Genomic DNA, 26041 nt, shown 5'->3' on the forward strand with positions numbered 1-26041 from the left:
GCCTCGCGGGAACGGGGCGCTAGCTAATTCGGTCGGTGGCGGAGGTGGCGAAGTCGCGGCCGCCCGCTGCCGGGGGCGTGCCCTCGGGCGAGCCCGGCACGGTCAGGCCGAAGAAGGCGCGGGCGTCCGCGCTGTCCTTGGCAATGGCCGCGGTCAGTTCATCCAGGCTGTCGAAGCGGGCTTCATCGCGGAGCTTTTTCATGAATTCGACCCGCACCAGCTTGCCGTAGATGCTTTGATTGAAGTCGAACAGGTGGACTTCCAGCAGCACCCGGCCGGCATCCTCGATGGTCGGCCGCACGCCGATGCTGGCCACGCCCGGCAACGCGTGCTCGGCCAGCCCGTGCACCTGTACCACGAAGATGCCGTTGACAGCCGGCCGCTTGTGCGAGATGCGCAGGTTGATGGTGGGAAAGCCCAGGTCGCGCCCGAGCTTGCGGCCATGGACCACATGGCCGCTGATGGCATAGCCGTGGCCGAGCAGACGGCGCGCGTGTTCGAGGTCGCCCTCGGTCAGTGCCTGCCGTACCGCGGAGCTCGAGATGCGCACGCCGCCTTCGGACACCGAGCCCATCTGCTCGACGTCGAAGCCGAACTGGCGCCCGGCCTGCTGCAGGTAGGCAAAATCGCCCGCGCGCCTGGCGCCGAAGCGGAAGTCGTCGCCGACCAGCAGCCAGCGCGTGTGCAGGCCGTGCCAGAGCACGTTCTCGACGAACGCCTGGGGAGATTGCGCGGCGAAATGCGCGTTGAAATGCTCGACGACCACGCGATCGACGCCGTTGCGGCGCAGGCTTTCGAGCTTGTCGCGCAGCAGCGCAATGCGCGTGGGGGCCTGGTCAGGCGTGAAGAATTCACGCGGATGCGGCTCGAACGTCATCACACACAGCGGCAGGCCGCGTGCGTCCGCCGCCGCGCGCGCGCGCGCAAGCAGCGACTGGTGGCCGCGGTGCACACCGTCGAAATTGCCGATGGTGAGGGCGCAGGGCGCCCGGCTCTCGGCATTGGGCAGGCCACGGAAGACTTTCACGAGGACGGCAGCAAGCGTTTGGGTAAAGCGAGCATTATAAGGCGAATGGGGGACAAGTTTGGCCTGGCCGCACCACGGTGGGCGCCGAGGTTGGCGTTTTTGTGCACGGATAGACCCTTTGGCGTGGCGCCATGCCACAAAAGACGGCATGATACGGCGGATCGCACTCGCTGCCCCCAGCCCTCCCTTGAACGCGCTGCTTAACCGAATCCTGCCGCCGCCAGGGCCTCCGCTCGATACCGAAACGCGGGCCAAGCTGCTGGCGACCATCCATCGCGTCTCCCCTACCGCCATCGTTGCCTCGCTGGTGCTCCCGGCGCTGACCGCGATCGCCTTCTGGTCTGCCGCCGACCACAGCGCCCTGATCGGCTGGTGCGGCGTCATGCTGGTGCTGACCGCCGCCACCAGCTGGTTCTATTTTGGCTATCTGCGCGATGGCACCACCATGAGCCGCTCGGCGCACACGCGCAAATGGTGGGCCAATATGCGCGCGATGGCCTTCCTGACCGGGCTGACCTGGGGCAGCTCGGCGCTGCTGCATCTGTATTCCGGCTCCACGGTGTTCTCCAGCGTGCTGTACCTGCTGGCGCTCGGGGTGCTGGCGGGCGGCGTCACCGCGCAGTCTCCGGTTCCGTCCAACCTGGTCTATGCCGGCGTACCGATCCTGGTGCCCAATATCCTGCTGGCCGAGTACGCATTTCCCGGTCATGGCACCTACGTGCAATTGCTGCTGGTGGTCTACGCCATCATGCTTACGCGCCACGCCCTGAACCTGCAGCGCACGCTGGTGCGGGCCATCCAGCTGGAAAGCGAGAGCCGGCGGCTGGCCAAGCAGTTCCAGGAAGAAAAGGAGAGGGCGCTGCATGCCAGCGAGGAGAAATCGCGCTTCCTGGCCGCCGCCAGCCACGACCTGCGCCAGCCAGTGCACGCGCTGGTGATGCTGGTGGAGGCGCTGCGCGCCCGCAACAAGTCCTCCTCGCTCCATCCGCTGGTCGAGCAGGTGGCCGCCGGCACCCAGACCATCGACCTGCTGTTCCGCTCGCTGCTGGACCTGTCCAAGCTCGAAGGGCGCAAGGTGCTGCCGACGCTGGAGCCGTGCGAACTCAGTCACCTGATCAGCGAAGTGATGAGCCAGTTCGCCGCCGACGCGCGAGAGAGCGGCCTGACCCTGACCCCGCGCGTGCCCGAAGAGTTGTACGCGATGGCCGAGCCGGTGCTGTTGCGCCGCGCCTTGTTCAATCTCGTGCAGAACGCCCTGCGTTATACGCGGCGCGGCGGCGTCCTGGTAACGGCGCGGGAGCGCCGCAAGCATATCCGCGTGGAAGTCTGGGACACCGGGGCCGGGATCACGCCCGAGCACCTGCCGGACATCTTCTCCCCGTACTACCAGGTGCATAACCCGCAGCGCGATCCGTCCCAGGGCCTGGGACTCGGGCTGGCGATTTTCAAGGAATGCGTGCGCCTGATGCGCGGCACCTACGGCGTGCGCTCGGTGCCTGGACGGGGTTCGGTATTCTGGTTCTCGCTGGCGCCGGTCCCGGCCGAGACCGTGGCCACCATCCGTGCCGTGCGGGCTACGGCGCTGGCCGAGGATGCCAAGCCCGATCACTTGCGCGGCACTGTGCTGGTGGTCGACGACGACACCCAGATCCGCAAGGCGTGGATTGCACTGATGGAAGCCTGGGGCATCCAGGTTGCCTGCGCGGCGCATGGCGCGGATGCGGACCGGCTGTTTCACCAGGGGCTCAAGCCGGACATCATCTTCTGCGACTTGCGCCTGCCCGGCAGCGAGAACGGCCTGGACTTGCTGGAGCGCTGGCAGAACACACAGCCGCAGGCACGTAGCGCCCTATTGTCGGGCGACCTGAAATCCGCCGCGCTGGCGGCAGCCGAGGAGGCTGGCTACTTTGTGTTGCCCAAGCCCGTCGACCCGGCGGCGTTGCGGCTGCTGCTCAGGCGCTGGCTGCACGCGGCCTGACAGGCACAATCGAAATGGGCCGGCGCAAACGCGCCGGCCCATTGCGGAGTCTTCAATTGGCGGCTGGCGCCGGCGGTGCCTGCTACTGGCGCAGGCGGAAGCGCTCCATGCGCGACATGACCTGCATCCGGGTGCGTACGCCGAGGCGCTGCAGGATCGCCGAGACATGTTCCTTGACGGTGTTCTCCGTCAGGCCGAGACGCCGAGCGATGACCTTGTTGGGCAGCCCTTCCAGTACCAGCGCCAGCACCGAGCCCTGGCGCGGGGTCAGTCCCAGTTCCGCCGGCGTGACCGGAATGCCGTGCGCCGGTCCGAAGGACTGGGCACGGCCGTTGAGCGCTTCGTCGGAGGGAAAGGATGTGTCGCCTGCCAGCACCTTGCGCACGGCGGCTGTGAATGCGTTGGCATCGAGATGCTTGCCGACGAACCCGTAGGCGGCAAGCGCCCGCGCGCGGCCTACGATCTCGGGCGTGGCCTCGGCCGACATGAAAATAAAGCGGGCGGAAGGGACCAGCGTCTTGAGCGCCTGCATGGCGTCGAAGCCGGTACCGTCGGTCAGCCAGATATCCAGCAGCACGATGTCAGGCCTGAGCCCTTGCTGCAAGGCACTGAGCGCCTCCTTGGCGCTACCGGCGGCATGGACGGCGACATCCGGCATCACCTCCGCCAGGAAGGCGGTAGTGCCGGACAAGGCCATAGGATGATCATCGACCACCAACAAGGTCGGTGCAGCGTTCGGCATGCGATTTCCCGTCTAATTTCCCAGTTCGTCCTTGTTGTCACTTAAAGCCGAGCTAACGGTCTGCGCGTGGACGATAGCAGCCACTCTAGCAGAGCGGGCGAGGCGTCACAATCCGTCGGAGGGGTACCTACGTTGCGTATAGGTCATGCGAAACGGCGCTGCGATGAGGGTTTCACGTGTTTTAAGCGCCTAATGCGCTCGCTTTAGCCGTGTACGGCCCCTGGCTTGGTAGAATTGCGCGATGAAAAATATCGTTATCCTGATTTCCGGGCGAGGCTCCAACATGGAAGCCATCGTCAGCGCCTGCGCCGCCGAAGGCTGGCCAGCGCGCGTAGCGGCGGTCCTGTCGAACCGGCCGGACGCCGAAGGCCTGAAATTTGCCGCTGAGCACGGCGTGGCCACCGGTGTGGTGGACCACACGCAATATGCTGATCGCGCCACTTTCGATGTGGCGCTGGCCACGGCCATCGACGCATTCGCGCCGGACCTGGTGGTGCTGGCCGGCTTCATGCGCATCCTGACGCCGGGCTTTGTCGACAAGTACGCCGGGCGCATGCTGAATATCCACCCCTCGCTGCTGCCATGCTTTCCGGGGCTGCATACGCACCGGCAGGCCATCGAGGCGGGTGTCAAGGTCCACGGGGCCAGCGTGCATTTCGTCACGCCGGAACTCGATCACGGCCCCGTCATCGTCCAGGCCGCGCTCGACGTGCTGCCGGACGATACGCCCGAGAGCCTGGCCACGCGCCTGTTGCCAAGCGAACACGTGATCTACCCGCGCGCGGTGCGCTGGTTTGTCGAAGACCGGCTGCGCGTGCATGCCGGCGCAGTCCGGGTCGAACCACCCGAATCCCAGTTATTTACGGCCTTTGCTGCCGCTACGGAGGTGCAGTAATGAGCCGGAATACCGCAGGGGCGCGCCAGCCCGTTCGCAACAAGCACAAGGGTACCCCGATCCGCCAGGCCGCCCGGCCGCGCGACGCGGGCGACAGCCATGCTCCGCAGCAGGGCCGCGGGCCGCATGGCGGCCTGCACGCCGTTCATATCCAGCACATCGACCGCCTGCTGGGCAAGGTGCTGATGTTCACGCGCCCCTCCGACGTGGTGGTGAGCTACTACTTCCGCGAAAACCCCAAGCTTGGCCATCGCGAACGCGGCATCATCGCCGAAGCCGTATTTGCCGTATTGCGCCGGCGTGTCGAGTTTTCGCAGTTCGCTGCCAGCGGCACGGGCGCCTCGCAGCGCCGACTGGCCCTGCTCGGCCTAGCCGCCACGCTGGGCCGGGATGCGCTGACGCCGTTCCTGCTGCCGGAAGAGGGCGAATGGCTCGATCGCCTGACGACAATCGAGCGTGCCAGCCTGGCGCCGCGCGTGCGCGCCAACCTGCCTGAGTGGCTGTTCGACCAGCTGGCCGCCCGCCACGACGAAGCCTTTGTCGAAGCACTGGGCGACGCGTGGCTGCGGCCCGCGCCGCTGGACCTGCGCGCCAACCTGGTCAAGACCACCCAGGAAGCCGCGCTGGCCGAGCTGACCGCCGCTGGCCTGAAGGCCGAGCCGACGCCGATGGCCCCCGCCGGCATCCGCCTGGCCGGCAAGCCGGCGCTCAACCAGTTGCCGCTGTTCGTCAACGGCCTGGTCGAAGTGCAGGACGAAGGCAGCCAGCTTCTATGCAACCTGGTTGCGCCCAAGCGCGGCGAAATGGTGGTGGATTTCTGCGCGGGTGCCGGTGGCAAGACGCTGGCGCTGGGGGCGCAGATGCGCTCCACCGGGCGCCTGTATGCGTTCGATGTGTCCGAGAAGCGCCTGGCCAACCTCAAGCCGCGCCTGGCGCGCAGCGGACTGTCGAACGTGCATCCGGTACTGATCGACTCCGAGCATGACGCCAAGATCAAGCGTCTGGCCGGCAAGATCGATCGCGTGCTGGTGGATGCGCCCTGCAGCGGCCTGGGTACGCTGCGGCGCAACCCGGACCTGAAATGGCGCCAATCGCCGCAATCGGTGCTGGAACTGACTGCCAAGCAAGCGGCCATCCTCGAATCCGCGGCGCGTCTGGTCAAGGTGGGCGGCCGGGTGGTTTATGCGACCTGCAGCGTGCTGGAAGCCGAGAACGAAGGCATCGTGCGCGGTTTCCTGGCCGCGCATCCTGCCTTCCGCCTGGTCCCTGCCGCACAGGTGCTGGCCGAGCAAAAGATCACGGTGCCCGGTTTGCCGGAAGATGCCGAGATGCTGGCGCTTTACCCGCATCTGCACCAGACCGATGGCTTCTTCGCCGCGGTACTGGAACGCGTCAGCTAACGTCTGAACCGCCGCCAGTGCCCGGCTTGGGACTGGCGGCTCCAATGCCGAGGACCGCCCGGTCCCGGCTGCATTTCCGGCGCGGGACCGGCCACAAGTGTCCGGCCCGCTGCTTGCGGTGCGTTGCCTTGCTCATTGTGCTCTTGCGGTCCGTTATCGGGTGTTTGCCGGGGCCGTTCGATTGTCGCCCGGCGCGCGCCGCCCAGTTATTCCAGAGCATGAATCCCAATCCCTTGAACGAACTCAACGCCTCGCATCCGGCATTTGGCAAGATGCTCAATGACCTGATCCGCGATGCGGGCGGCCCCGGTTTTATCTGGCAACTGGTGGTACTCGCCGCCTGCCTCGCGTTGGCATGGCCGCTGGCAAGGCTGGTCGTCAAGCGAGTCGAAGCCGGCTACGCCGGATCCAGCTTCGCGCTGCGCTTTGCCGCAGCCAGCCTGGAACGCGCCATGTTCCCACTGTTTGGCTGGCTGCTGGTGATGGGCGCGCGCTACGGGCTGGAACTGGTCATGTCGACCAGCGTGCTGCGTCTGGCGCTGGTGCCGCTCTTTGGCATCACGTTCCTCTATTTCGCCTTCTATATACTGCGCCGCGTGCTCTCCGGCAGTGGCCAGCTGCACGGCATGCTGCTGCTGGTGGAGAAGGTACTGACGACGCTGGTTTGGGTGGCAATGGCGCTATATGTGCTGGGATTGCTGTCTGATGTAGTGAACTGGATGGAATCCGTACGCTTTTCGCTGGGCGGAAAGCAGAAGATCAACCTCGCCGACACCCTGGTGGCAGCCGTATGGATCTTGCTCACCGTGCTGGTGGCCATGTGGTTTGGTTCGTGGCTGGAAGAGCGCCTGATGCGCTCGAGCGGCCTGGACAGCAACCTGAAAGTGGTTTTGACCAGGCTTTCCAAGGCATTGCTGCTGCTGGTCTCGCTCTTGCTGAGCTTGTCGCTGGTAGGCATCGATCTCACGGTGCTGTCCGTATTTGGGGGCGCGCTGGGTGTGGGTCTGGGCCTGGGCTTGCAAAAAATCGCCAGCAACTATATTTCGGGCTTCATCATCCTGCTTGACCACTCGGTCAAGCTGGGCGACCAGATCACCGTGGACAAGTACACCGGCATCGTCTCGCAGATTCGCACGCGCTACACGGTGGTCCGCAATGGTGATGGCGAAACCCTGGTGCCCAACGAGCAACTGGTCGCGCAGGCCGTGCAGAACCACTCGTTCTCCAATACCAATGTGCGTGTTGCAACGCGTGTGCAGGCCGATTACGCGGCCGATCCCGAAAAGGTGCTGGCTTTGCTGGTCGAGGCGGCCCAAGACATCCCGCGTTTATTGGTTGAGCCGGCGCCGTCGGCTTTTCTGGTGCTGTTCGGAGACAATGGCATCGAATACGAGCTTGCTGGCTACATCGCCGATCCCCAGAACGGGAAGCTCGGCGTGCAATCGGCACTGAACCGGGCCATATGGAGGAAATTCCGGGAGCATGGCATCTCGATCCCGTATCCACAGCGGGAAGTGCGGGTGCTGGGCAGGGCGGACGCCGGTGGACGGGGTGAGACTGATGACGTGGATCATGAGGCGCTACTTGCGCCGCTGGATGGCACCGCGGGCAGCAAATCCTGACTTTTCGCGCGGCGCTGGAGCCACCTTGTGGAACGATCCGTGTTGCTTAACGTCAAAATCGGGGTAAAAGCGGATGTCCGCTCGATCCGGGTGCGGTAGAATCCGAGGTAGTTGCGGGTTCGTCCGGAATCGGATTTTGTCCGGGTGAGTTTATCGACCTCCCGCCCCCACCAGACAGCCGCCAGATTGCAGCGGCTCGTGTCCAGTCCCGCCGGCAGGCAGCAGTTGCCCAAGGCGCCAGACGCGCATGCCTGGGGGCTCCGGCGATTGCCGGGGTTTCAGGCAGGCGCCATATGACGCAATCATTGAATTTGCAGTCCTTTTTCTGCACATTGTTTGTGGCCCGCCATGTCGTGCCGCACTGAATCCCCCTGTTTAATCGACGGAGAACAGTTTGTTCGACACTATTCTTGACTGGGCCGCCAACGGCCTCGCCAACTGGTCCTGGTGGGAAATCGTGATCTACACGCTGGTGGTGACTCACATCACCATCGCGGGCGTCACGATATACCTGCACCGCTGCATGGCGCACCGGTCGCTGGACCTGCACCCTATCGTTTCGCATTTCTTCCGTGGCTGGCTGTGGCTGACCACCGGCATGGTCACCAAGGAGTGGACCGCCATCCACCGCAAGCACCACGCCAAGTGCGAGACCGAAGACGATCCCCACAGCCCGCAGACTCGCGGCATCCGCAAGGTGCTGCTGGAAGGCGCGGAGCTGTATCGCGCCGAGTCCAAGAACAAGGAAACCATCACCAAGTTCGGTCACGGCACGCCTGACGACTGGGTCGAGCGCAATGTCTACTCGCGCTTCGGCTGGCAGGGCGTTGGCCTGATGCTGATCATCGACCTCGCCTTGTTCGGCGTGATCGGCATGACCGTGTGGGCGGTGCAGATGTTGTGGATCCCGATCCACGCCGCCGGCATCATCAATGGCCTGGGCCACTGGTGGGGTTATCGCAATTACGATTGCGAGGACGCTTCGACCAATGTTTCGCCGTGGGGCATCATCATCGGCGGCGAAGAGCTGCATAACAACCACCACACCTACCCGACGTCGGCGAAGTTCTCGATCAAGTGGTACGAGTTCGATATCGGCTGGGGCTATATCCGCGCCATGCAGGCCGTTGGCCTGGCCAGGGTCAAGAAGACCCCGCCGAAGGCACGCCTGGTGGAGGCTCGCCCGGTCGACCACAACACGCTGGAAGCCATCATCGCCAATCGCTATGACGTGATGGCCCGCTATGCCAAGGCGGTCAAGAGCGCCTACAAGCAGGAACTGGAAAAGCTGAAGGAAGCCCGCGTGGCCGAGTACAGCAGCTTCAAGCCCGCCCGCAAGTGGTTCCACCGCGAGGAAACCAAGCTGGCCGATCCGCAACGCCAGCAACTGGCCAGCATCGTCGAGCAGAACAAGTCGCTRCATACTTTTGTGGAAATGCGCCGCGAACTGGCCGCGATCTGGGGCCGCTCCAACTTGACGCGCGAACAGCTGCTGCAGCAGTTGCAGGCCTGGTGCCATCGCGCCGAGGCCAGCGGCATCGAGGCGCTGCACGATTTCTCGCTGCGCCTGCGCCGCTATGCCTGATGAGGCTTGATGCCTGACCCGGCGTGGCCTGATACAATTTAGCTCGCCCGAAAGCCCCGCCCCTGGCGGGGCTTTTGTTTTCGCTAAACTCCCCCAATGTAAGGGCTGGCTGCGAAATCCAGGCGCGCGGCCCCAGAGGAGTATCGGAGATGACCCCCCAAACGATCAAGACCGTCGAGTTCGAGAAACCGAACCTGTCGACGGAGTCCCCTGATGGCGGCAGCTGCGTCGCCCATGCCTGGGCCAAGGTGCCCCCGGTGCTGTCGGCACAGGAGCGCACGGCGCTGAAGGCGCGCATCAAGGATTTGCTCAAGCAGCGCAATGCGGTGCTGGTAGCGCACTATTACGTCGATTCGGACCTGCAGGACCTGGCGGAAGAAACCGGCGGCTGCGTGTCGGATTCGCTGGAAATGGCGCGCTTCGGCCGCGACCACCCGGCCAAGACGCTGGTGGTGGCTGGCGTTCGCTTCATGGGCGAGACCGCCAAGATCCTCAGTCCGGAAAAGACCATCCTGATGCCCGACCTTGACGCGACGTGCTCGCTCGACCTGGGTTGCCCGGCCGACGAGTTCGCCGCGTTCTGCGATGCGCATCCCGACCGTACGGTGGTGGTCTACGCCAATACCAGCGCGGCCGTGAAGGCACGCGCGGACTGGATGGTGACCTCCAGCATCGGCCTGAAGATCGTCGAGCACCTGCACGCACGCGGCGAGAAGATTCTGTGGGCACCGGACAAGCACCTGGGCGGCTATATCCAGAAGCAGACCGGCGCGGACATGTTGTTGTGGCAGGGCTCCTGCCTGGTGCACGACGAGTTCAAGGGTATCGAGCTGGATCTGCTGCGCCGCGAGTTCCCCAAGGCCAAGATCCTCGTGCATCCGGAGTCGCCGGCCAATGTGGTGGAGCAGGCCGATGTGGTTGGCTCGACCTCGCAGCTGATCGCGGCGGTCCAGGAGCTGGATGCCCGCGAATTCATCGTTGCGACCGATAACGGCATCCTGCACAAGATGCGGCTGGCCGCACCCGACAAGCATTTCATCGAGGCGCCCACCGCCGGGAACAGTGCGACCTGCAAGAGTTGCGCGCACTGCCCGTGGATGGCGATGAATGCACTGACCAACCTGGCTGAGGTGCTTGAGCGCGGCCATAACGAAATTCATGTCGATGCCGCCATCGGCCGCCAGGCTGTGATCTGCATCGACCGCATGCTCGATTTCGCCGCGCGGCAGAAGGCCAATGTGCGGCCCAAGGCCGATTTGGCCAGCGAGCAGGCTTTGTTCAAGGGAATCGGTCCGGCATGAGCAGTAATGCAAACGTGAACGCAAACGTCAATCCAGTTTTCGACAGCTACGGCGCGGCGCTGGCCGAGGCCCTGAAAGCCAATGTACGCGCGGCCATCGCCGAGGATGTCGGCAGCGGCGACCTGACCGGTTTGCTGGTGCCCGCAGCCAAGTCCGCACGGGCTCGCGTGATCGTGCGCGAGCAAGCCGTGCTATGCGGTCAGCCGTGGTTCGAGGCCTGCATGCGCGCGGTGGATCCCGCGCTGCAGGTTCGCTGGCAGCAAGCCGAAGGCGCCCGCATGGCACCGGACTCGGTGGTGTGCGAGATCACGGGACCGGCCCGCTCGCTGCTGACCGCGGAGCGGCCAGCGCTGAACTTCCTGCAGTTGCTGTCCGGCGTGGCTACCGCTACGCGCCGTTATGCCGATCTGGTCGAGGGGACGCGCGCGCGCGTGCTGGATACCCGCAAGACCTTGCCGGGCCTGCGCCTGGCACAGAAGTACGCGGTCAAGGTCGGTGGCGGTGATAACCAGCGTCTGGCGCTGTACGATGGCATCCTGATCAAGGAGAACCACATCGCCGCGGCAGGCAGCATTACCGCGGCCATGCGGGCAGCAGCCGCACTCGATGCGGGCGTGTCGGTGCAGGTGGAGGTGGAAAGCCTGGCGGAGCTGGAGGAGGCGTTGGCGGCCGATGCGAAATCGATCCTGATCGACAATTTTACCGAGGCGATGATGTGCGATGCCGTGCGTATCAATGCTGGGCGCGCGTTGCTGGAAGTCTCGGGTGGCGTCAATGCGGATACCATTCGCGCCTTTGCCGAGACCGGTGTCGACCGGATCTCGGTGGGTGCGCTGACCAAGGATGTGCGCGCCACGGACTATTCGTTGCGCATCATCGAGTAATCTGGCGTTTGAAGCACATCGGTAAATTGGCTGTCCGGAAAGAAAAAGCGCGCTGCGAGGCGCGCTTTTTCTTTGCGTGATGGAAAGCGAGGAACGCTACTTCGCCCGCTCGCGCTTGAACAACGGCTGCATCACGGTCGGCAGCGCTTTTGGCAAGGTCTCCGGATAGTCGCGGCTAAAGTGCAAACCGCGGCTTTCGTGGCGCGAATAGGCGCTATCGACGATCAATGAGGCGACTTCCACCAGGTTGCGCAATTCCAGCAGGTCGCGCGTCACGCGGAAGTTGGCATAGTATTCGGCTATTTCCTCGCGCAGCAGGCTGATACGGTGTTGCGCGCGCTCAAGCCGCTTGCTGGTGCGCACGATGCCGACGTAATTCCACATCATGCGGCGCAGCTCGTCCCAGTTGTGCGATACAACCACTTCCTCGTCGGCATCCGCCACCCGGCTTTCATCCCAGCCGGGCAGGGTGATGTCCGGCTGACCAGCCTTGTCCTGGCCGGCAATGTCGAGTGCCGCCGCGCGCCCGATCACCATGCACTCGAGCAGTGAGTTGGAGGCTAGGCGGTTGGCGCCGTGCAATCCGGTGCAACCGGTTTCGCCAACGGCGTAGAGATTGGCCAGGTCGGTGCGGCCCGCCGTGTCGGTCACCACGCCGCCACAGGTGTAGTGCGCAGCCGGCACCACCGGGATCGGTTCGCGCGCAATGTCGATGCCCAGCTCCAGGCAACGTGCATGGATGGTCGGGAAGTGCTCGCGCAGGAAGGATTCGGGCTGGTGGCTGATGTCGAGGTGCACGTAGTCCAGCCCGCGCTTCTTCATTTCGAAGTCGATCGCGCGCGCCACCACGTCGCGCGGAGCCAACTCGGCGCGCTCGTCGTGCTCGGGCATGAAGCGCGTGCCATCGGGCAGCTTGAGCAGGCCRCCTTCGCCKCGCACTGCCTCCGAAATCAGGAAGGACTTGGCGTACGGGTGGTACAGGCAGGTCGGGTGGAACTGGATGAATTCCATGTTCGATACACGGCAACCCGCCCGCCAGGCCATGGCGATGCCGTCGCCGGTGGCCGTGTCGGGATTGGTGGTGTAGAGGTAGACCTTGCCCGCGCCACCCGTGGCCAGCACGGTGTGCGTAGCGGTGATGGTCTGCACTTCGCCGCTGGCGTCATCCAGCACGTAAAGGCCATAGCAGCGGTTGCCCGGCAAGCCGAGCTTGCGCGAGGTGATCAGGTCCACCGCGAAGTGGTCTTCGATGATCGTGATGTTGGGGTGCTGGCGTGCCTGCTCGGTGAGGGTGGACACGACGGCGTGGCCGGTCGCGTCCGCGGCGTGGATGATGCGCCGCCGACTGTGTCCGCCTTCCCGCGTCAGGTGGTAGCCCAGTTCGGCCTGGTCGTCGCGCGTGAACGGCACGCCGCGGTCGATCAGCCACTGGATGGCTTCGCGCCCGTGCTCGACGATATAACGCGTTGCGCTGTCATCGCACAGGCCCGCGCCTGCCACCAGGGTGTCCTGATGGTGCTCGTCATGGCTGTCGCCCGAGTCCAGCACCGCGGCGATGCCGCCCTGTGCCCAGTCGCTGGCGCCCGTCGTCATGGCGCGTTTGCAGATGATGACAACCCGATGGGTGTCGGCCAGTTGCAGCGCGACCGTCAGACCGGCCAGTCCGCTGCCGACAATGGCGACATCGAAGTTCATGATGCGAGAGACGCGCGCGTGGCGCGGTCGGGAGGCAGGAAAGCTGGAAAGTGTACACCGGCGGCGCGCTTGCGTGGGCAGTGCTGCGGAGTCGCGCCAGTGATGCGGCTTTTGCGCCGCGTAAAAAGCAAAAACCCCGCCTGAGCGGGGTTTCTACTAACATGCCGCGCGATCGGCATGTGGAAGACAGGATCAATTACTTGATCTTGGTTTCCTTGTACGACACGTGCTTGCGGGCGACGGGATCGAACTTCATGATCTCCATCTTTTCCGGCATCGTGCGCTTGTTCTTGGTGGTCGTGTAGAAGTGACCCGTACCTGCAGTCGACTCCAACTTGATTTTATCGCGTCCGCCTTTGCTGGCCATGATGTGCTCCTAATTAGACTTCGCCGCGTGCGCGCAGATCTACGAGCACGGAGTCGATGCCTTTCTTGTCGATCAGGCGCAGGCCGGCGTTCGAGACGCGCAGGCTCACCCAGCGGTTTTCCGATTCAACAAAGAAACGACGATTCTGCAGGTTGGGCAGAAAACGGCGCTTGGTCTTGTTGTTTGCGTGGGAAACGTTGTTGCCGACCATCGGCGCTTTCCCGGTCACTTGACAGACGCGTGCCATGAAGCACTCCTAACTCTTCTACGTGGACAATGTTCGCAACAGATCAACAAAAGGCGCGCTGGCCCGGACTGCAGCGGTTGAGACTTCAGCAAACGAGCATTATAGACCGGAAAGCGATGATGAATCAATGCCTTCCGTCGTTTACCGTGCAGGGGTGTGCATTCATGCGGTTGGCGTCACATGTCGCGTCACAACTGGCCGTGCTCGGAGAAGGAGTGAATGCTGCTGCCCGCCACGACGAAATGGTCGAGTACCTGTACGTCGATCAAGGCGAGGGAGCGGCACAGCGCGCGGGTCATGGCTAGATCGGCCGGGCTGGGCGTGGCGTTGCCCGACGGGTGGTTGTGGGCGACGATCACAGCCGCGGCGTTGTGTGAAAGTGCCTTTCGCGCTACCTCGCGCGGGTAGACGCTGGTCTGGGTCAGGGTGCCGCGAAATAGTTCTTCGCTGGCCAGGAGCCCGTTGCGCGCGTCGAGAAAGAGGCAGTGAAAGACTTCATGGGGAAGCCTCGCCAGCGTCAGGCGCAGGTAGTTGCGCACAGCCGTGGGTGAGTTCAGCGCGCCCGGCAACTGCAGTTGCTCAGCCAGCGTGCGCCGGGTGAGTTCCTGCGCCGCCTGCAGTTGCGCGTACTTGGCGCTGCCGATGCCCTTGATGCTGGCCAGTTGCCCGGCGCTGGCGGAAAGCAGGCTGCTCAGCGAGCCGAAATGGTTAAGAAGCTCGCATGCCAGGTCCACTGCACTTTTTCCGGCGACGCCCACGCGCAGGAATACGGCGAGCAGCTCGGCATCCGAGAGTGCTGCGGCGCCGCTACAGAGAAGCTTCTCGCGTGGCCGCTCGTTGCTGGGCCAGTCGGTAATACGCATGACAAGATCCCCCCGGAACAATGGCACCGCGGACAAGGCGGCGCTCGGTCGAGTCGCTTACAATACGGGTTGTCGACAGGTTGAGCACTCATGAATTTGCAAACTATTGCTTCCGGTCCGAAGGACGGCGCCGCGGACGGTCGGAAGACCGTGCAGGCGGATTCCTTCCTGACCCTTCACTACAGCATCTCCCTCGAGAATGGCACTGAGATCATCAGTACCTTTGACGAGAAGCCCGCCACGTTGCTGCTGGGGCAAGGCCAGTTCGCGCCCACCCTGGAGCAGGCCCTGCTGGGCATGCCGGAGGGCGAGCGCATGACTTACCGGCTGGCGGCGGAGCATGCCTTCGGTCCGCGCAACCCTGAGCTGCTGCAACGGGTTTCGCTGGCGACGCTGCGCGAGAACAGCTCGTTCGAAGAAGACTACGCCCCGGGCGACCTGGTGGAGTTCAACGCGCCGGGAGGCGGAAAGTACGCCGGTGTGCTCAAGGAGATCGGGGCGACGTCGGCGCTGTTCGATTTCAACCACCCGCTGGCCGGGCAGACCATCCTGTTCGATGTCCAGCTGATCGGCATTCTCTAAGCACCACCGGCCGGCAACCGCCGGCATCCTTGAATCGAATCCTTGCATGTCTGAGCTCACCACAGCCACCGATGCCGAGATCCTGATGGCGCAGCCGCGCGGCTTCTGCGCCGGTGTGGATCGTGCCATCGAGATCGTCGAGCGCGCCCTTGAACGCTACGGCGCGCCTATCTATGTGCGCCACGAAATTGTGCACAACGCCTACGTGGTGGAAGACCTGCGCCGCAAGGGCGCTGTCTTCGTGCAGGAACTGGAGGAGGTGCCCCCGGGCTCCACAGTGATCTTCAGTGCGCATGGCGTATCAAAGGAAGTGCGTGCCGACGCCACGGTGCGCGGCCTCAACGTCTTCGATGCCACCTGTCCGCTGGTGACCAAGGTGCATGTGGAAGTCGGCAAGATGCGCGCCGAGGGCTGCGAGATCATCATGATCGGCCACAAGGGCCATCCCGAAGTCGAGGGCACCATGGGGCAGGCCGAAGGCGGCATGCTGCTGGTCGAGTCCGCCGAAGATGTGGCGAAGCTGCAGGTGGCCGACCCCGGGCGGCTCGCCTTCGTGACCCAGACCACGCTCTCGGTCGACGAGACGCTGGAGATCGTCGCTGCGCTCAAGGCGCGCTTCCCGCTGATCCGCGAACCCAAGAAGCAGGACATCTGCTACGCCACCCAGAACCGCCAGGATGCCGTCAAGTTCATGGCGCCGCAGGTGGAGGTGGTGATCGTGGTGGGCAGTCCCAACAGTTCGAACTCCAACCGCTTGCGCGAGCTCGCCGAACGCCTCGGTGTGCCGGCCTACATGATCGATTCGCCGGATCAGCTGCGTGCGGAGTGGGTCGCGGGCAAGCGCCGCATCGGGCTGACAGCCGGCGCGTCCGCACCGGAGGCGCTGGCGCAGTCCATCGTCGAGCGCCTGCACCTGCTGGGAGTGCGCAACGTGCGTGCGCTGGATGGCATCGAAGAGAAGATGTCGTTCCCCCTGCCGCGGGGCCTGCAGCAAGTCACTCCCGCCTGATTCGCTGCTGATTCCGTAGCGGCCGGCGGCTGTCTCATGGCGCTGCCGGCACCGGCTGGCGCAGACCCTCCTTTCCAGATTGGTGCATCATCCCCGTGCCGGCCCCTGGCCGGGGCCGCAGCGCGCCCGCTGCGGCTGGCGCTCGTCTTGCTTCCCACTTTCCCGTCCACGCCCGTCCACGCGCGCAGGCATGCCCGTCGCAATCCAGTCCAGGCTGGTGCAACTGGTTGCGGCCTGCTTCGCACCACTCCATTGCCACGGTTGCACCAATATATCGCATCGATATATAGCCCGGTATTCCTTGGATAATGCGCATACTTGCCGCCGCGGCCCTTGTACCTGTCTGCACTAAAAGACAACCAAGGGAAATCCCTGTAATTGGGGATTTCCCTATTATGGTGCCGGCGTGCTCGCTCGTTGTATATGAATGAGGTGGGCCATATTAAATGAAACACCTATTTAATACGGCGCCTGAATGAGTGATGCAAACGCTGCAAATGCGGCCTCTGGCCTGCGGTAGGCACGAATCTTGTTAGTGTCAACGGCTAGCCTCCATGTAGGCGGGAATTGCCCCAATTTGTGCATTGGGGAAATTCCCTAGCTCATTTGGTGGGTTAATCCTTCAGGTTGTTGCGTCGCATATTGCATCCGTATAAAAAGGGAATACAATTCGCGCGTTTCAAATTGAAACTAAACTATGGCGGTTCAGGGGAAACGTCCGGGGGGCGTTGGTTTACCCTGATCATGTGAATCCTAGGAGATCACTCATGCAAATCACGTTTGCCAAGATTCTGCCGATCGCAGCCGCAGTGGCGCTGGTTACTGCTTGCGGCAAGAAAGAAGAAAAGCCGGCCGAGCCGGCAGCGTCGGCGCCTGCCGCGGCTGCGCCCGCAGCGGGTGGCGGCGAAGTTGTAGTCAAGATCGGCCACGCGGCACCGCTCACCGGCGGTATCGCTCACCTTGGCAAGGACAACGAAAACGGCGCTCGCCTGGCCGTGGAAGAAGTCAACAAGGCCGGCCTGGAAGTCAACGGCAAGAAGGTCAAGCTCGAACTGGTCGGCGAAGACGATGCGGGCGACCCGAAGACCGGCACCGCCGTGGCGCAGAAGCTGGTGGACGCGAAGGTCGTGGCCGTGGTCGGTCACCTGAATTCGGGCGTATCGATCCCGGCCTCCAAGATCTATAGCGATGCCGGCATCGTGCAGATCTCGCCGTCGTCGACCAACCCCGACTACACCAAGCAAGGGTTCAAGACGACCTTCCGCGTGGTCGCCACCGATGCCCAGCAGGGTCCGGCGCTGGCCAACTACGCCACCAAGAGCCTGCACGCCAAGAGCGTGGCCATCGTTGACGATGCCACTGCCTACGGCAAGGGCCTGGCCGACGAATTCGAGAAGACCGCCAAGGCTTCCGGCGTGAACGTGGTGGCGCGTGAAGCCACCAACGACAAGGCCACCGACTTCAAGGCCATTCTGACCAAGATCAAGGGCAAGAAGCCTGATGTGATCATGTACGGCGGCATGGACGCCACCGGCGGGCCGTTCGCCAAGCAGGCCAAGGAACTCGGCATCACCTCCAAGATCGTTGGCGGCGATGGCGTATGTACCGACAAGGTGGCCGAGCTGGCCGGCGATGCCGTGCAAAACATCATCTGCTCGGAAGCTGGCCTGGCACTGTCGAAGATGGAGCAGGGAGCGGATTTCGACAAGCGCTACCAGGCTCGCTTCAATGCGCCGGTGCAGATCTATGCACCGTTCACCTATGACGCCGTGATGGTCATCGTCGACGCCATGAAGCGCGCCAACTCGACCGAACCGGCGGCCATCCTGGCCGAGATGCCCAAGACGAACTACAAGGGCCTGATCGGCACCATCGCCTTCGATGAAAAGGGCGACATGAAGGAGGGCACCATCACGCTGTACGAGTACAAGGACAAGAAGAAGACCGTCCTTGACGTCGTGAAGATGTAATCCGGGCTTACCGGCCCATCCGAACGGCACCGCGAGTATGTTGCGGTGCCGTTTTTTTAGCCTTGCCTTACATGCAGCATCCTTACCATGGGTGGAGTAGGCAGGCCGCTTACCAGCAAACAACCGCACTACCAAGCCACCCACATATCAACGTCCCCCCGGCATCCACACCATGTCGAGGGAAATTGGACGGAAGCAAGGAGTTTTCATGGATATCCTTATCCAGCAGATCGTGAACGGTCTGGTGCTAGGCAGCATCTATGCGCTGATCGCACTCGGCTACACCATGGTCTACGGCATTCTCGGGATCATCAACTTCGCCCACGGCGACGTCCTGATGATCGGCGCACTGACCGCTTTGACAGCTATCCTGGGATTGCAGAAATTTGCCCCCGGGCTACCCGAATGGCTCACGCTGGTGATCGCGACGCTGATCGCCATGCCGGTCTGCGCCGTGCTGGCGTACACCATCGAGCGGGTGGCCTACCGGCCGTTGCGCAACGCGCCACGGCTGGCCCCGCTGATCACCGCCATTGGCGTTTCCATCATCCTGCAGACCGTGGCGATGATGATCTGGTCGCGTAACCCCCTTACCTTCCCGCAACTGCTGCCCTCGGAGCCGATCGATATCGGTGCCACCGGCGCGACCATCACGGGCAAGGAAATCGTCATCATCGGCATGGCGCTGATGGTGATGGCGGGCCTGCTGACTCTCGTCAACCGCACCAAGCTCGGCCGCGCGATGCGCGCCACCGCCGAGAACCAGAAGGTGGCGGGGCTGATGGGCGTGAACCCGAACTTCGTGATCTCGGCCACCTTCATGATCGGTGCCGCGCTGGCTGCGCTGGCCGGCGTGATGATGGCGACCAACTACGGCAACGCGCACTTCTACATGGGCTTCATCCCGGGCCTGAAGGCGTTCACCGCCGCAGTGCTGGGCGGCATCGGCAACCTGGCGGGCGCCATGGTCGGCGGCATGCTGCTGGGCCTGATCGAAGCGCTGGGCGCCGGCTATATCGGCGATCTCACTGGTGGCGTATTTGGCTCGAACTACCAGGATGTGTTCGCCTTCATCGTGCTGATCATCGTCCTTGTGTTCCGTCCGTCCGGCATCATGGGCGAGCGGGTTTCCGAACGCGCCTGAGGAGAGAGAATCCATGAATACCCCGATTCCATCCCCGGCGGCGCCGGCAGCGCCGCTAACCAAGACCCCGGCCAAGACCATGGCCGCCCTGATGGCCTTCCTGGTGATCGCCCTGTGCGCGCCGTTCCTCGTGCAGACGCTGGGCGGCAACTACTGGGTGCGCGTGCTTGATTTCGCGCTGATCTACATCATGCTGGCGCTCGGCCTGAATATCGTGGTGGGCTTTGCCGGCCTGCTCGACCTCGGCTACATCGCTTTCTACGCCGTAGGGGCGTACATGATGGCCTTGCTGGGCTCGCCCCACCTGGCCAACCAGTTTGAGTGGATCCACCAGCTTTTCCCGAATGGCCTGCACCTTTCCATGTGGTTCGTGCTGCCGTTGGCCGTGCTGGTGGCGGCAACCTTCGGCGTGCTGCTTGGCGCGCCAACGCTCAAGCTGCGCGGCGACTACCTCGCCATCGTGACCCTGGGCTTTGGCGAGATCATCCGCATCTTCCTGAACAACCTCGACCGTCCGCTCAACATCACCAACGGCCCGAAGGGGATCACGGCGGTGGACCCGGTTCACATCTTCGGCTTCGATTTCTCCAAGTCGCACGAGATCTTCGGGCTGAAGTTCACGCCGGTGTTCATGTACTACTACCTGCTGGTGGTGCTGGTGATCGCCATCGTGTTCATCTGCCTGCGCCTGCAGAATTCGCGCATCGGCCGCGCCTTCGTGGCCATCCGCGAAGACGAGATCGCCGCCAAGGCGATGGGCATCAACACCCGCAACATCAAGCTGCTGGCCTTTGCCATGGGTGCGTCGTTTGGTGGTGCCTCGGGCGCGGTGTTCGGCGCCTTCCAGGGCTTTGTCTCGCCTGAGTCGTTCGTGCTGTGGGAGTCCATCTACATCCTCGCCATCGTGGTGCTGGGTGGTATGGGCCACATCCCCGGCGTGATCCTCGGCGGTATCTTGCTGGTGGGTTTCCAGGAACTGCTGCGCGCCGTGGCGGAGCCGGCGCAGAACATGCTCTTCGGCCATACCATCGTCGACGCCGAAGTGCTGCGCCAGTTGCTGTTCGGGCTGGCCCTGGTTGGCGTGATGCTGTATCGCCCGRCAGGCCTGTGGCCGTCGCCGCGCAAGGAAGACCGGCCGGTGATCCGCCGCCCGGGCAGCGTTGGCCGTTTCTGACCCGGAGGACATCATGAGCAACGAGAATTTCCTCCTGTCGGTACAGGGGGTCAACAAGCGATTCGGCGGCCTGCAGGCGCTGTCCGATGTGGGCCTGCAGATCAATCCGGGCGAAATCTACGGCCTGATCGGTCCCAACGGGGCCGGCAAGACCACCTTCTTCAACGTGATCACCGGCCTGTACACGCCGGATTCCGGCGAGTTCGTGCTGGGCGGAAAGCCCTACCAGCCCACCGCCGTACACGAAGTCGCCAAGGCGGGCATTGCCCGCACCTTCCAGAACATCCGCCTGTTCGGCGAGATGACCGCGCTGGAAAACGTGATGGTGGGGCGCCATGTGCGCACCAAGGCGGGCCTGCTCGGCGCGGTATTCCGTCCGCCCTCGGTGCGGCGCGAAGAAGAGTCGGTGGAAGACTGGGCGCACGACCTGCTGGAGTATGTCGGCATCGGCAAGTACGCCCACTTCACCTCGCGCAACCTTTCCTACGGCCATCAGCGCCGCCTGGAAATCGCGCGGGCGCTCGCCACCGAGCCAAAGCTGCTGGCGCTGGATGAACCCGCCGCCGGCATGAACGCAACCGAAAAGGTGGAACTGCGTGGCTTGCTCGACAAGATCCGCGCCGACGGCAAGACCATCCTGCTGATCGAGCACGACGTAAAGCTGGTGATGGGCTTGTGCAACCGCCTGACCGTGCTCGACTACGGCAAGGTCATCGCGCAGGGCCTGCCGCACGAAGTTCAGAGCAATCCAGCGGTGATCGAGGCTTACCTCGGTACCCCGGCGCACTGACGGGGGAAACAGACAATGAAACAAACGCTACTGAAGATATCCGGCCTGAAGGTCGCTTACGGCGGCATCCAGGCCGTCAAGGGCATCGACCTCGAGATCCGGGAAGGCGAGCTGGTCACGCTGATCGGTGCCAACGGCGCTGGGAAGACCACCACCATGAAGGCCATCACCGGGCTGCAGGGCTGGGCTGGCGGCGACGTGGAATACATGGGCAAGTCCATCAAGGGCGTGCCCAGCTACACGCTGCTCAAGCAAGGGCTGGCGATGGTGCCGGAAGGGCGCGGCGTGTTCGCGCGCATGACCATCACCGAGAACCTCCAGATGGGCGCGTATACGCGCAATGACGAGGCCGGCATCAAGTCCGACATCGACCGCATGTTCGGCGTCTTCCCGCGCCTGAAAGAGCGTGCCAACCAGCTGGCGGGCACCATGTCGGGCGGCGAACAGCAAATGCTGGCCATGGCGCGCGCGCTGATGAGCCAGCCCAAGCTGCTGCTGCTCGATGAGCCGTCGATGGGGCTGTCGCCGATCATGGTCGCGAAGATCTTCGAGGTGGTGCGCGACGTCTCCGCGCTGGGCGTGACCGTGCTGCTGGTGGAGCAGAATGCGCGGCTGGCGCTGCAGGCCGCGCACCGCGGCTATGTGATGGAATCGGGTCTGGTCACCATGAGCGGCGACGCCAAGGAGATGCTGGACGATCCGAAGGTGCGCGCGGCGTATCTGGGCGAGTGATGCTGCCCGTTTAACTCACGTTTGAAAAAGAAAGCCCCGCAACAGCTTGCGGGGCTTTTTCTTTACGTGTGACCCGGCGATGGGCCGGGCTGCAGATGAGACTCAGGCCAGCTTCTTCAGCAGCGTGCGCAGCTTGCCGATCATCAGGTCGATCTCTTCCGTGGTCACGTTCAGCGCGGGCATGAAGCGCAGCAGGTTGGGGCGCGGCGAGTTCAGCAGCAGGCCTTCCGGCTGCATGTCGCGTGCTTCTTCCACCAGCTGCGGGCCGATGTCCTTGTCGAGCACCAGCGCGCGCAGCAGGCCTTCGCCGCGTTCGCCGCCCAGGCCGAACTCGGACGACAGTGCCAGCAATTGCTCGCGCAGGTAAGCCCCTTTTTCCTGCACGCTTTGCAGGAAGCCGGGCGCGGTCAATTGCGTCATCACGGCGCTGCCGACCGCCGTCATCACCGGATTGCCGTTGTAGGTGCCGCCCTGGTCGCCGGCCTCGAAGCTGGCCACTTCAGCCTTGCACAGCAGCGCCGCCAGCGGCACGCCGCCGCCGATGCCCTTGCCCAGCGTCATGATGTCCGGTTCCACGCCCGACAGCTCATAGGCGAACATCGTGCCGCAGCGCCCGCAGCCGGTCTGCACTTCGTCGACGATGAACAGCAGCTTGTGCTTGTCGGCCAGCTTGCGCAGGCCTTGCATGAATTCGCGCGAGGCGGGGATCACGCCGCCTTCGCCCTGCACCGGCTCCAGCATGATCGCCACGGTCTTGTCGTTGATCAGCTTTTCCACCGATGCCAGGTCGTTCAGGTCGGCCTTGGGGAAGCCCGGCACCTGGGGCGCGAAGATGGTGTCCCAGCCGGCCTTGCCCGACGCGCTCATGGTGGCGAGCGTGCGGCCGTGGAAGCTGTGGTCCATGGTGATGATCTCGAACGCGCCGTTCTTGTGCTTGCGGCCCCATTTGCGCGCCAGCTTGATCGCGCCTTCGTTGGCCTCGGCGCCGCTGTTGGCGAAGAAGACCTTGTCGAAGCAGCTGCTGTCGGTGAGCTGCTTGGCCAGCTTGAGCATGGGTTCGTTGTAGAACGCCGGGCTCGGGTTGAACAGCTTTTGCGACTGCGCCACCAGCGCGTCGATCATGCCCTGGTTGGAGTGCCCCAGGCAGTTGACCGCCCAGCCTTGCACGAAGTCCAGGTATCGCTTGCCGTTATGGTCCGTGAGCCACGAGCCCTTGCCTTCGGTAAAGACGAGCTCGGGCCGGTTGGTGATGTACATCAGGGATTGGACGGGGTACTCAGCAAATGCCATGGCGGACTCCAGGGGTCGGCGTGAAACAGGGAAGAGGAGAGCGGAAAAACAAAAAGCCACGGGGGTTGCCCGTGGCTTGTCGACCTGAACAGATGCTATGGACGGTCAGCCGCGAGGCACCCCGGTGGGGAGCAACGTACGGTAGCTGCGTCGATTGATAGCGTAGTTCATGGCGGCCAATATAAGGCGCATGCGCCCGGCTGTCAAAACGAATTTTGGTCGGGCCGGGCATTGTTGCAGCGTGGGGACGGACCGGGTGGCGTTCAGGCCGCCGGTGCCGCCGCCGCGGGGGCCGGGTGCATATCGGCCTCCGAGGTGAACGAGTCGGCGAAGAAGGCGTCTTCGTGCAGGTCGCAGCGCAGGGAAAAGTCCTTGCGCGCGGCATTGATCATCACCGGCGCGCCGCAGGCGTAGACCTCGAAGCCGGACAGGTCCGGGTGGTCTTCCATCACGGCTTCGTGGACGAAGCCCGTGCGGCCGTCCCAGTCGTCGCTGGCCTGCGCGTCGGAGATCACCGGCACGTAGCGGAAGTTGGGCAGATCGCGCGCCCATTGTTCGCACAGCGTGTGCATATAGAGGTCGCGCGGGCGGCGGCCGCCCCAGTACAGCGTCATCGGGCGGGTGATGCCGGTGTAGACCGCATGCTCGACGATGGCCTTGATCGGCGCGAAGCCGGTGCCGGAGGCCAGCAGGATGATGGGCTTGTCGGAATCCTCGCGCAGGAAGAAGCTGCCCAGCGGGCCTTCGAAACGCAGGATGTCGCGCTCCTTCATGGCCGGCTGGCCGTCCTTCGCGCCGAACACGTAGTCGGTGAAGGTACCGCCCGGCATATGGCGGATATGCAGCTCGATCGGGCCTTCCTGATGGGGTGGCGTGGCGATCGAGTAGCTGCGGCGCTTGCCGTCGCGCAGCAGGAATTCAACGTACTGGCCGGCCAGGTACTGCATGCGCTCGGTGGCGGGCAGCTGCAGGCGCGCGACGACGACGTCGTCGGCCACGCGCTCCATCGAGGCGACGCGGCACGGGATCTTCTTGATGGGAATATCGCCGGCGCCATGCACCTCGCGGCATTCGATGGTGACGTCCGAGGTGGCCGTGGCGCAGCAGAACAGCGCGCGGCCCTCGGTTTTCTCCTGCGCGGAAAGCGCGGATGCGGCATGATCGCCCTGGACGATGCCGCCGGCGGTGACACGGCCCTTGCACGATCCGCACGCGCCGTTCTTGCAGCCGTAGGGCAGGCCGATGCTGTGGCGCAGGGCCGCGCTGAGGATGGTTTCGTCCGCGGCCGCTTCGAACTGGCGGCCGCTGGGCATGACGGTAACTTGATAAGCCATGATCACTCTATGAGCAAAAATCTGTCGCGACGCCGCCTGGGTCGCCCGCGCCTTCTCATCGTCGGCTGTGGGGATGTGGGCACACGTTGCCTGCGTATTCTGTCGACGCGCTGGCGCGTCTTTGCCGTCACTTCGCAGCCGTCCCGCCGCACTGTATTGCGGGACAACGGCGCGGTGCCGCTGGTAGCCGACCTGGACCGGCCCGCCACGCTGGCGCGCCTTGCCGGCCTGGCCGACAGGGTGCTCCACCTGGCGCCGCCACCCGCGCGCGGCGAGGGCGATCCGCGCACGCTGGCGCTGTTGCGCGCATTGCGGCGGGCTGCCTGGCGGCGGTCTCCCGCGCGGGCTGGCGGATGGTCTGCCAAGCCCGACATTCTACCCGAGCGGGGCGGCAGGGGGGCCGCCGCAAGCCCGGCGCGGCGTGTCTTTGTCTACGCCAGCACCTCCGGCGTGTACGGCGACCGCGGCGGCGCCCGGCTGGCGGAATCGCACGCGGTGCGCCCGCAAACCGCGCGCGCCCGGCGCCGCGTGGCGGCCGAGCGCGCCGTGCGGGACTTCGGCCGCCACGCCGGCTGGCGCAGCTCGATCGTGCGCATCCCCGGCATCTATGCCGAGGACAGGTTGCCGCTGGCCCGCCTGACCAAAGGCACGCCGGCGCTGGCGCCGCAGGACGATGTCTATACCAACCACATCCATGCCTTTGACCTGGCTCGCACCATGGTGGCGGCGCTGTTCCGCGGCCGGCCCCAGCGGGTGGTGCACGCCAGCGACGATTCCGAGATGCGCATGGCTGACTATTTCGACCTGGTGGCCGACCGCCGCGGCCTGCCGCGCCCGCCACGCCTGAGCCGCGCGCAGTTGCGCGAGGCGGTCGAGCCCACCTTGCTCAGCTTCATGAGCGAATCGCGGCGGCTGGAAAATGCCCGCCTCAAACGCGAGCTGCGCCTGCGCCTGCGTTATCCCACCGTGGCGTCGTTCTTCGACGCCTGAACGAAGCCGGGGCTGCGGCCCCGCGCGTCTCTCCGCCCGGTGGGATGTCTCCGGCACTTCCGCGGGCGGTGCCTTCGAAGTCTATGTGGCACGTCGTTTGCATAGATGTTGCCGCTCGATCCTGTATAGACAGCAAGTGATGTCCCGTTGACGGAAAGACACCGCTTTGGTGCGCCCGGTGTGCCTTATCCAGGCACTCGCGCCCTGCGAGGGTGCGCCCGGCGCATGACGCGGAGTAGTGTTTTCCCTAGGTGTGTGGCCGATTCGCGGCCTGCCGCGCATCAAGTGCCGGCAACGCCAATTCCGCCTGCGGCCTCGGGTTAACTACTGCATTGACTTGTATATACAGGGTTGCTAAATTGCCTGGCAAATGACCGGCGCCGCAAGTACGGCGCCGCCCGAGCCGGGCGATCCGGCCGC

General features: G+C 64.3%; 23 protein-coding genes. 15 read left to right on the plus strand and 8 right to left on the minus strand.

Annotation, left to right across the window (positions count from 1 at the left end):
* Window positions 1-19: 19 nt before the first annotated feature.
* Window positions 20-1027 (minus strand): bifunctional riboflavin kinase/FAD synthetase, encoded by a 1008-nt coding sequence (locus AC1DN0_RS02850; protein ID WP_441626360.1) that lies wholly within the window; start codon window positions 1025-1027, stop codon window positions 20-22.
* Window positions 1028-1175: 148 nt separating this feature from the next.
* Between AC1DN0_RS02850 and AC1DN0_RS02855 the strand changes: the two genes are divergently transcribed.
* The gene (locus AC1DN0_RS02855; RefSeq protein ID WP_441626364.1) at window positions 1176-3005 is read left to right on the plus strand and encodes a hybrid sensor histidine kinase/response regulator; all 1830 of its coding nucleotides are present in this window, start codon (window positions 1176-1178) and stop codon (window positions 3003-3005) included.
* Window positions 3006-3087: 82 nt separating this feature from the next.
* Here AC1DN0_RS02855 and AC1DN0_RS02860 read toward each other — a convergent pair whose 3' ends face one another.
* Window positions 3088-3747 (minus strand): response regulator, encoded by a 660-nt coding sequence (locus AC1DN0_RS02860; RefSeq protein WP_441626366.1) that lies wholly within the window; start codon window positions 3745-3747, stop codon window positions 3088-3090.
* A 241-nt stretch (window positions 3748-3988) separates the two neighbouring features.
* Between AC1DN0_RS02860 and purN the strand changes: the two genes are divergently transcribed.
* The 6 genes from purN (at window position 3989) to nadC (ending at window position 11434) form a co-directional block, all read left to right on the plus strand.
* Window positions 3989-4642 carry a phosphoribosylglycinamide formyltransferase gene (gene purN / locus AC1DN0_RS02865; RefSeq protein ID WP_441626368.1) on the plus strand — a complete coding sequence of 218 codons (654 nt, stop codon included), beginning with the start codon at window positions 3989-3991 and terminating at the stop codon, window positions 4640-4642.
* Window positions 4642-6042 (plus strand): RsmB/NOP family class I SAM-dependent RNA methyltransferase, encoded by a 1401-nt coding sequence (locus tag AC1DN0_RS02870; RefSeq protein WP_035867358.1) that lies wholly within the window; start codon window positions 4642-4644, stop codon window positions 6040-6042. Before purN ends, AC1DN0_RS02870 begins: the two co-directional genes overlap by 1 nt.
* Before the next feature lie 218 nt (window positions 6043-6260).
* On the plus strand, window positions 6261-7664 hold the full coding sequence (locus AC1DN0_RS02875) for a mechanosensitive ion channel family protein (protein WP_441626372.1): 1404 nt from the start codon (window positions 6261-6263) through the stop codon (window positions 7662-7664).
* Between the two features lie 394 nt (window positions 7665-8058).
* Entirely contained in the window at window positions 8059-9249 is a 1191-nt protein-coding gene (locus AC1DN0_RS02880) for a DesA family fatty acid desaturase (protein ID WP_441626374.1), read from the plus strand.
* A 149-nt stretch (window positions 9250-9398) separates the two neighbouring features.
* The gene (gene nadA / locus AC1DN0_RS02885; RefSeq protein WP_441626376.1) at window positions 9399-10550 is read left to right on the plus strand and encodes a quinolinate synthase NadA; all 1152 of its coding nucleotides are present in this window, start codon (window positions 9399-9401) and stop codon (window positions 10548-10550) included.
* Complete coding sequence (nadC, locus tag AC1DN0_RS02890; protein ID WP_441626378.1) at window positions 10547-11434, plus strand: carboxylating nicotinate-nucleotide diphosphorylase; 888 nt, start codon at window positions 10547-10549, stop codon at window positions 11432-11434. The genes nadA and nadC overlap by 4 nt, the downstream gene beginning before the upstream one ends.
* Before the next feature lie 96 nt (window positions 11435-11530).
* Here the strand turns inward: nadC and nadB are convergent, their stop codons facing one another.
* The 4 genes from nadB to radC all read right to left on the minus strand — a co-directional run bounded on the left by nadB (window position 11531) and on the right by radC (window position 14606).
* Complete coding sequence (nadB, locus tag AC1DN0_RS02895; protein WP_441626380.1) at window positions 11531-13129, minus strand: L-aspartate oxidase; 1599 nt, start codon at window positions 13127-13129, stop codon at window positions 11531-11533.
* Window positions 13130-13325: 196 nt separating this feature from the next.
* Window positions 13326-13496 carry a 50S ribosomal protein L33 gene (gene rpmG, locus AC1DN0_RS02900; protein ID WP_006157508.1) on the minus strand — a complete coding sequence of 57 codons (171 nt, stop codon included), beginning with the start codon at window positions 13494-13496 and terminating at the stop codon, window positions 13326-13328.
* Window positions 13497-13509: 13 nt separating this feature from the next.
* Window positions 13510-13743 (minus strand): 50S ribosomal protein L28, encoded by a 234-nt coding sequence (gene rpmB / locus AC1DN0_RS02905; protein WP_035867349.1) that lies wholly within the window; start codon window positions 13741-13743, stop codon window positions 13510-13512.
* Between the two features lie 188 nt (window positions 13744-13931).
* Window positions 13932-14606 carry a RadC family protein gene (gene radC, locus AC1DN0_RS02910; RefSeq protein ID WP_441626382.1) on the minus strand — a complete coding sequence of 225 codons (675 nt, stop codon included), beginning with the start codon at window positions 14604-14606 and terminating at the stop codon, window positions 13932-13934.
* Window positions 14607-14696: 90 nt separating this feature from the next.
* On the opposite strand from radC, the gene AC1DN0_RS02915 reads away from it, so the two are divergent.
* The 7 genes from AC1DN0_RS02915 to AC1DN0_RS02945 all read left to right on the plus strand — a co-directional run bounded on the left by AC1DN0_RS02915 (window position 14697) and on the right by AC1DN0_RS02945 (window position 22007).
* On the plus strand, window positions 14697-15188 hold the full coding sequence (locus AC1DN0_RS02915; RefSeq protein WP_441626384.1) for an FKBP-type peptidyl-prolyl cis-trans isomerase: 492 nt from the start codon (window positions 14697-14699) through the stop codon (window positions 15186-15188).
* Window positions 15189-15234: 46 nt separating this feature from the next.
* Window positions 15235-16197 (plus strand): 4-hydroxy-3-methylbut-2-enyl diphosphate reductase, encoded by a 963-nt coding sequence (ispH, locus tag AC1DN0_RS02920; protein WP_441626386.1) that lies wholly within the window; start codon window positions 15235-15237, stop codon window positions 16195-16197.
* Between the two features lie 767 nt (window positions 16198-16964).
* Window positions 16965-18167, plus strand: a complete 1203-nt coding sequence (locus tag AC1DN0_RS02925; protein ID WP_035867344.1) for a branched-chain amino acid ABC transporter substrate-binding protein — start codon at window positions 16965-16967, stop codon at window positions 18165-18167.
* A 208-nt stretch (window positions 18168-18375) separates the two neighbouring features.
* On the plus strand, window positions 18376-19311 hold the full coding sequence (locus AC1DN0_RS02930; protein WP_276287479.1) for a branched-chain amino acid ABC transporter permease: 936 nt from the start codon (window positions 18376-18378) through the stop codon (window positions 19309-19311).
* 13 nt (window positions 19312-19324) lie between these two features.
* Window positions 19325-20485, plus strand: coding sequence for an ABC transporter permease subunit (locus AC1DN0_RS02935; protein WP_477145524.1), 1161 nt, complete (start codon window positions 19325-19327; stop codon window positions 20483-20485).
* A 13-nt stretch (window positions 20486-20498) separates the two neighbouring features.
* A complete protein-coding gene (locus AC1DN0_RS02940; protein WP_045237647.1) occupies window positions 20499-21275 on the plus strand; it encodes an ABC transporter ATP-binding protein in 777 nt (258 codons plus the stop codon).
* Window positions 21276-21290: 15 nt separating this feature from the next.
* Window positions 21291-22007, plus strand: a complete 717-nt coding sequence (locus AC1DN0_RS02945) for an ABC transporter ATP-binding protein (RefSeq protein ID WP_441626391.1) — start codon at window positions 21291-21293, stop codon at window positions 22005-22007.
* 102 nt (window positions 22008-22109) lie between these two features.
* Here the strand turns inward: AC1DN0_RS02945 and AC1DN0_RS02950 are convergent, their stop codons facing one another.
* Window positions 22110-23297 (minus strand): acetylornithine transaminase, encoded by a 1188-nt coding sequence (locus AC1DN0_RS02950; protein WP_045237649.1) that lies wholly within the window; start codon window positions 23295-23297, stop codon window positions 22110-22112.
* Between the two features lie 263 nt (window positions 23298-23560).
* Window positions 23561-24631, minus strand: coding sequence for a CDP-6-deoxy-delta-3,4-glucoseen reductase (locus AC1DN0_RS02955; RefSeq protein WP_441626394.1), 1071 nt, complete (start codon window positions 24629-24631; stop codon window positions 23561-23563).
* A 9-nt stretch (window positions 24632-24640) separates the two neighbouring features.
* Here AC1DN0_RS02955 and AC1DN0_RS02960 point away from each other — a divergent pair, with 9 nt between their 5' ends.
* The gene (locus tag AC1DN0_RS02960; protein WP_477102530.1) at window positions 24641-25621 is read left to right on the plus strand and encodes an NAD-dependent epimerase/dehydratase family protein; all 981 of its coding nucleotides are present in this window, start codon (window positions 24641-24643) and stop codon (window positions 25619-25621) included.
* Window positions 25622-26041: the final 420 nt, after the last annotated feature.

Source organism: Cupriavidus sp. 05N39, from assembly GCF_056397325.1.

What these genes read in the sequence shown, in the direction of transcription:
- radC (WP_441626382.1), bottom strand. Translation starts at nt 14,606, where the DNA reads ATGCGTATTACCGACTGGCCCAGCAACGAGCGGCCACGCGAGAAGCTT.
- AC1DN0_RS02870 (WP_035867358.1), top strand. Translation starts at nt 4,642, where the DNA reads ATGAGCCGGAATACCGCAGGGGCGCGCCAGCCCGTTCGCAACAAGCAC.
- AC1DN0_RS02925 (WP_035867344.1), top strand. Translation starts at nt 16,965, where the DNA reads ATGCAAATCACGTTTGCCAAGATTCTGCCGATCGCAGCCGCAGTGGCG.
- AC1DN0_RS02960 (WP_477102530.1), top strand. Translation starts at nt 24,641, where the DNA reads ATGAGCAAAAATCTGTCGCGACGCCGCCTGGGTCGCCCGCGCCTTCTC.
- ispH (WP_441626386.1), top strand. Translation starts at nt 15,235, where the DNA reads ATGTCTGAGCTCACCACAGCCACCGATGCCGAGATCCTGATGGCGCAG.
- AC1DN0_RS02955 (WP_441626394.1), bottom strand. Translation starts at nt 24,631, where the DNA reads ATGGCTTATCAAGTTACCGTCATGCCCAGCGGCCGCCAGTTCGAAGCG.
- AC1DN0_RS02940 (WP_045237647.1), top strand. Translation starts at nt 20,499, where the DNA reads ATGAGCAACGAGAATTTCCTCCTGTCGGTACAGGGGGTCAACAAGCGA.
- rpmG (WP_006157508.1), bottom strand. Translation starts at nt 13,496, where the DNA reads ATGGCCAGCAAAGGCGGACGCGATAAAATCAAGTTGGAGTCGACTGCA.
- AC1DN0_RS02950 (WP_045237649.1), bottom strand. Translation starts at nt 23,297, where the DNA reads ATGGCATTTGCTGAGTACCCCGTCCAATCCCTGATGTACATCACCAAC.
- AC1DN0_RS02915 (WP_441626384.1), top strand. Translation starts at nt 14,697, where the DNA reads ATGAATTTGCAAACTATTGCTTCCGGTCCGAAGGACGGCGCCGCGGAC.
- AC1DN0_RS02945 (WP_441626391.1), top strand. Translation starts at nt 21,291, where the DNA reads ATGAAACAAACGCTACTGAAGATATCCGGCCTGAAGGTCGCTTACGGC.
- AC1DN0_RS02860 (WP_441626366.1), bottom strand. Translation starts at nt 3,747, where the DNA reads ATGCCGAACGCTGCACCGACCTTGTTGGTGGTCGATGATCATCCTATG.
- AC1DN0_RS02930 (WP_276287479.1), top strand. Translation starts at nt 18,376, where the DNA reads ATGGATATCCTTATCCAGCAGATCGTGAACGGTCTGGTGCTAGGCAGC.
- purN (WP_441626368.1), top strand. Translation starts at nt 3,989, where the DNA reads ATGAAAAATATCGTTATCCTGATTTCCGGGCGAGGCTCCAACATGGAA.
- AC1DN0_RS02855 (WP_441626364.1), top strand. Translation starts at nt 1,176, where the DNA reads ATGATACGGCGGATCGCACTCGCTGCCCCCAGCCCTCCCTTGAACGCG.
- nadA (WP_441626376.1), top strand. Translation starts at nt 9,399, where the DNA reads ATGACCCCCCAAACGATCAAGACCGTCGAGTTCGAGAAACCGAACCTG.
- nadC (WP_441626378.1), top strand. Translation starts at nt 10,547, where the DNA reads ATGAGCAGTAATGCAAACGTGAACGCAAACGTCAATCCAGTTTTCGAC.
- AC1DN0_RS02875 (WP_441626372.1), top strand. Translation starts at nt 6,261, where the DNA reads ATGAATCCCAATCCCTTGAACGAACTCAACGCCTCGCATCCGGCATTT.
- rpmB (WP_035867349.1), bottom strand. Translation starts at nt 13,743, where the DNA reads ATGGCACGCGTCTGTCAAGTGACCGGGAAAGCGCCGATGGTCGGCAAC.